4 protein-coding genes are annotated in these 5,741 nt (G+C 48.6%); all 4 read left to right on the top strand.

Annotated features, from left to right (window positions below; all coding sequences use genetic code 11):
• Nucleotides 1–359: 359 nt before the first annotated feature.
• Entirely contained in the window at nucleotides 360–1,739 is a 1,380-nt protein-coding gene (locus ACH2EH_RS05615) for a protein kinase (protein WP_395139747.1), read from the top strand.
• 87 nt (nucleotides 1,740–1,826) lie between these two features.
• Nucleotides 1,827–2,612, top strand: coding sequence for a PP2C family protein-serine/threonine phosphatase (locus tag ACH2EH_RS05620; RefSeq protein ID WP_395139749.1), 786 nt, complete (start codon nucleotides 1,827–1,829; stop codon nucleotides 2,610–2,612).
• 531 nt (nucleotides 2,613–3,143) lie between these two features.
• Nucleotides 3,144–3,752 carry a hypothetical protein gene (locus ACH2EH_RS05625; protein ID WP_395139751.1) on the top strand — a complete coding sequence of 203 codons (609 nt, stop codon included), beginning with the start codon at nucleotides 3,144–3,146 and terminating at the stop codon, nucleotides 3,750–3,752.
• Nucleotide 3,753: 1 nt separating this feature from the next.
• On the top strand, nucleotides 3,754–5,205 hold the full coding sequence (locus tag ACH2EH_RS05630) for a hypothetical protein (RefSeq protein WP_395139753.1): 1,452 nt from the start codon (nucleotides 3,754–3,756) through the stop codon (nucleotides 5,203–5,205).
• The last annotated feature ends 536 nt before the right edge of the window (nucleotides 5,206–5,741 follow it).

Below are 5,741 nucleotides of genomic sequence, written 5' to 3' on the forward strand. Positions count from 1 at the left end.
ACTGGGGGGGCTACCTGCCACGGGGAGACTGCTCTCTTGCAAGTTTACGACTAGCATAAGATCAATAACAACTGAATCGCTGCGGGTGCATTCCCCGAGGCTTGCCTCGTAACCGCTTTTGTATGAAGGTGAGCCTACGCGCCGTTCAGGCCGCGTCAGGCCGCTTGACCCGGCGAAGCCGGACTCCGATAGATACCTCGGGACTTGCCCCGTAGGAGTCGCCTTGACCGTGATAATCTGATAATAAAATTGCATTAAATTTAAAATACTATCAACAGTAGCATAATTCAAAATATTTTACGGATTTTCAAAGTTGGTTCGTATAGATCACAGAAGACCTACTCAAGCCGAAGAATAGAGTGTCTGAGAAAATCGATTGCAAACTAATGAAAATTAAAAATGTGACAGACCAGAATATAGTCTGCCTTATCATAGAGCAGGGCAAAGTGAATCAAAGAGTATTCGAATTTACCGAACGGACGCATTTTACGCTTGGTCGTGATAATAGATGTTCCCCGATTCACATCGACGGCAAAGAAAGTAGCGTTTCACAAAATCACTGTGAGATCCACATCAATCCACCACGTATTACCATCCGAGACATTGGCAGCCTAAATGGTACTAAGATTAACGGAGAGCTGATCGGGAAACGGGGAAGCGGCGAGACTCGTGAGCAAAGTCAGGCACGACATTACAGCGAATACCAGCTCCACGATGGAGATATTATCGAGCTTGCTAGCGCCGTTCGGCTCCGTGTCCAGATACAGAAATCAAGGGATGCTCAATCTACTATCAAGACAATTTCTTTAGAGGAACGCAATACAATTACCTCACAGCAAAGCGAAGCTGAAGAACAAGTAAGCACGTTATTTTCCGAGCAAGCACGCAATAGAGCTCTCTTACTTCTCTCCACTAACGAGTATGAGGTTGGAGACCTAATAGGTAGTGGAGAGATGGGATTTGTTCTCAAAGGAAACCATATAGAATCAGGGATACCAGTCGCCATTAAGCTGATTCTGCCACGGATATTAGACAACAATAAAGCTGAAAAACGTTTTCATAGAGAGATTCAGATTCATGACAGACTTCGTCATCTAAATATAGTGGCGACTAGGAAATTCATTGCTGATAATGGCTATTTGTGTATCGTGATGGACTACTGTAATGGAGGAAGCCTAGAGAAGTGGATCAACAACCGAAAAGCATGGCCTACTCCAAAGCGCGCGGTAGGAATTATCCTCGCCGCGTTGCAAGGGTTGGAATTTGCTCATGAGAACCAGGTAGTTCATCGAGATCTTAAGCCGGGCAATATCCTAATGCAGTTCGATTCCCAGAAGGAAATTCACCTCCCGAAAATTGCGGATTTTGGACTCGCTAAAGCTCTTGATGAAGCAGGAATGACAACCACAGGCTCTGTAGGAGGGACACTTGGTTTCATGCCACGCCAGCAATTAATCGATTTCAAGCACGCTGATCCTGAGGTAGACGTTTGGGCGATGGCAGCAATCCTCTACTGGCTCCTAACACATGGGCAAACTCCGCGTAGTTTTCCTAAAGGCAAGCACCCAGTTCGTGTTGTTTTAGAGGACAGTGTGAAGCCAATTGAGGATTATATCCCTAGTATTGCTGAAGATCTTGTAACTCTGATCAATCAAGCACTGATCGATAAGCCTCACATTCGTATCAGGACAGCAAAAGAATTACGTCTACGATTGGAAGAAGTGTATTTGAATCTGTAGTAAATCTATCCAGACATTATGGTGGTGATAACCATCAGAAGTTTTAACACTGTTAACATCAGAAAAATAAGAATTGAGATATGAAAAATGCAAGAAAAATTAACATGTATGTCTGTCATTGCAATGTCAAAACGACTCCGAGCCGCAGGCGGCACGGATATTGGTCAGAAACGTAGAAACAACGAGGATGCCTACTTTATCCACGCTGATGGGCATGTTTTTGGTGTCTTTGATGGAATGGGTGGGATGACTGCTGGAGAGGTTGCCAGCCGAATCGCATGTGAACAAGTAAGTGCTTTCTTCACCCAAGAACGTTTAGACGCCCTTGATTCTGCCAATAATGAGACCGTTCTGGCCCTACTTACTGCGGCGCTCTGCACCGCTGATAGCGCTATCCGTACTTGCTCCCAAACATCGGTTGGCGTACACATGGGCACCACCGCTGTTATAGCAGTGCGCCTGGGCAAAACGCTTCATGTTATGAACCTCGGCGACAGTCGGGCCTATCTTCTGCGAGTAGGTGAGCCTCTCCAGAAACTGACGAGAGACCACACGGTAGGTGCGGTTTTAGTAGAGCTCAAAGAGATTACTGAAGAAGAGGCCGCAACCTCAGGAGCACGTAACCGTCTTCTGGCTTCCCTGGGAGATATGGGCGATAACAAGCCTGCCTACAATAAGGTTGATGAGCTTCTTCCCACAGATCGCATTCTTCTCTGCTCGGATGGGCTCTGGGATATGGTCAATAAAGAATCGCTCACAAATATACTCTCTGGCTCTCAGACGCCTGAAGAGGCAGTAGAACGCCTTATTACAAATGCAAATGCAAATGGAGGCACTGACAACATCACGGCTATAGTTATTATGATGTATTAAAAGATCTAGTATGATTTTCAATACATTGAAAACTGTATTTCTTTTTCGGAGTATGCCTATGACTTAAATTCTCTAACAATATCAATATGCAAATCTGTTGTGATCTATATCGAAAGGATGAGACAAAATAAAAATGGTTCGCTGCGATTGATACGCGGCGAACCAGAAGAAGTTTTTCAGAAACAGGCAATACCTGTATTTTAAGTAGGCTTTTACACCTGTAATTGTCCGGCAGGAGATGTGCCTCTGTATCAGCAGAGGAAATATCCTAACCAGGAGACCCTTAAGCTAGGTTGTCCCGGTTATACATCCTTCTGCTCGACATGTCAAGGGGGTGGCTTCGTGCCACCGCTGTCGTCACGCCTCGCCGTGGCAATGTTTGGTAGGAGGGTTCTTTAAATGAAACTGTCACTCGTCCCCACGGGTATCTCCGTGTTCCTCGGGACTTTTCTTGGAACAGAGTGTCGAACTAAATACACCTGTTCATACGGACTCACATCTCTACTGGCGGGCTTGATATTACTGCCAGGGATGCTATTAACACTACCAGGGTGTTCATCACGAAGCTTCTCCAATCATAGTGATGAAACGCGTATCACGGTCTTGGAATTCGCTGATCACACAGGTAGCACCGTATACCTTCAGAGCGATATTATCCGGTTTGCCACACAGGTCGCCGTCGCGGCACCGCCCCATACCGTCATCGAAGCCTGCACCTTTGGTAGTGATGTTCAAGTTGCTCCCTTTTACACAGGGAAAATCCGTAAACCAATCCTCTTTAAAAACGCACTGAAAGCCGAGCTAGCTAAACCATCAAATGGGCGGGGCACGTTTGGAGCTCCCCTTCTGCGACGGGTTCGAGAGCGACTTCAGCAGCAAGGCAAACCCATCCTGGTTATTTTCGTGTCCGACTGCGGCTTTGATGATCTTGCAGAGATTAATGCCGAGGCCAAGCTACTTGCCAAGGAGCCTAACTTCATTGCTCTCTATGGGCTACCTGCGGTCTCAGATAGTAGCGCCTACACCAAACTCGAAGCGGCACTCAAGCCTTTAGGAAACCGGGTACGGCTTGCCGCATCAGCGGACGCGCCGGAGGCAATTCGAGAGATTCAAGCCATCCTTCGGAAAGGAGGCAAATAGAATGGCCACCACTACTTGTTTATGTGAGGCGGAGGTAATACAGTCCGACGCAGAGAACGAGCGCCTCAATACTCACGGTGAGTACGTCAATAATGACGTCCAAAAACTTAGCCAGGAAGCTGCGATGGTGATCGGGCTACAGCTTCCAATAGAGTCCTACGATGCTTCGAAGCATCACCCACTTTGCAAGAGCGGGCGTGAACTGGCAAACGACCTACGGCCTGTACTTCCAGGAATGGCCCGCGCTATTGACCATAGAGTTGCCGCAGTTGAGGAACCTGCAACTAAGGCAAATGACGCAAGAATTGCAGCATACGAGGAACTGGTCGCAGACATAAAGCGCCTCCTCGCTCGTGCTGCGATGATTCATGAACGCCAGCCGAAGTACCTCAGGATGCTGGAAGAACTGGAGGAGGAGCGGGTTCCGAAACGAAAAGCTCTAGCCAAAGCCGCATCGCTTCTGGAAATTACGTTAAATCCGACCACCATATCAGTCGAGTCAGTGACTGCTGCCCTGCGCAGAGAGGTGGACTACGGTCCAAGACCCGTTCCTGTCCCTGGCGCTCCCAAGCGCGCAGAAGTAATTGGGCTGGCTATTACCAAGATACTGGCTCCACTGTTTTTGAGTATACCTATCAGCCTGGCGGTGGGCACACTTACCGGGGTGATTCCACTCTCGACGCTTCAAGACCTGGATGCACTTACTCCGACGATCAAGGGCATTCTCATCTGCTTCTGGCTACTTGGCGCAGCGCTTCACCATCTACTGATTATTTCAGGAGCACAGAATGGGAAACTCCATGCCAGAGCGAAGTTCGAAGGGCATGTTGAGGATCGTCAGAGTGAGGTTAGCCTACGTGCTGCTGCTTGGTGGTGTACTGTGGGGCTCTTGTTCCTGTGGGTGGTGATCTCGCTTCTGGAGGGATTTGGGCTTCACCAGATGGCATTGGACTTCGCTTTTGTAGGTGATAGTGAAGCCCCTCCCCTCTGGGTTTTCTTCATCATTGGTAGTGCGATTAATGGCGCGATTCTTTTCTTCGCCAGCTATCTCTCGTTCACCGATAGTGCTCGAGAACTTGCAAAAAAGTGGCCTTGGAAACGTGAGGAGCACAATCGCCCCCCGGAGCGAGAGGGAGAGGGTGAGCTTCGCCAAGATCTTATGGAGGCAGCTTGCCAACTGATTGATCTGAATGCCAAGGTCGCAAAGCTCGAAGGAAAGCTGCGTGCTGACGAAGCAGCACTCGCTGAGAAGCCACAAATATCCGCACTCGCACTTCAGCGTATTGCTGATGCAGAGGCAGAAGTGAGCCGCAAATCGATCCCATTACGCGAGCTCTTAGATTATGTCTGCCGTCGTATGGGAACCCTCTCTCCTATGCTACTGCTCGTTCCCTTTCATAAGGTCGGGTTGCTCTTGCGTGGAGAGAAATTCGACCCGTGGCCCGAAGCGTGAGATCAAAAGGCAGAGCCTGATGAGAGGCAAGGCGCGGTGCCATCAGGGACAACCTCAGGCATCGCGCACCTGCCACTTAGAACGCCCCTTTCACTCATTTTGACCAATTCTTTTGGAGGAATTTATGTTTGCAAACTTAAACGCGAGCACCTACAAGATTCAGAAAAACAGCAGATTGCACTGCCAATCGAAAGTCACTCAGACGGCAGGTGGTAACCTATTTGGCTCTATAGCCAGCGGGCAAAACTCTAGCATCAATTTGACTCCCTATCAGTCGCGCAATGATGGGAGGACACGACATTGATCCAGGTTCTTCCAGGCATACTCCCAGTTCGTAGTGCCCTATTGAGACGGGGAAATGCTCCTTTCAAGATGGGCCAGCATCCTAGCCTACAAACTAGCCAGAAACCAAGGCCCCCCTGGCTAGGGCAATCCCCTCATAAATGGAGCAGGTTGACGCCTGAGTATATTACTCAGCAGGCGCATTCGCGCCTTGCCGCACGAATACTATATTTTTCACTAGTCCTTCCTACCTG

The sequence above is a fragment of the Armatimonas sp. genome (assembly GCF_043760365.1).
Lineage (GTDB): Bacteria > Armatimonadota > Armatimonadia > Armatimonadales > Armatimonadaceae > Armatimonas.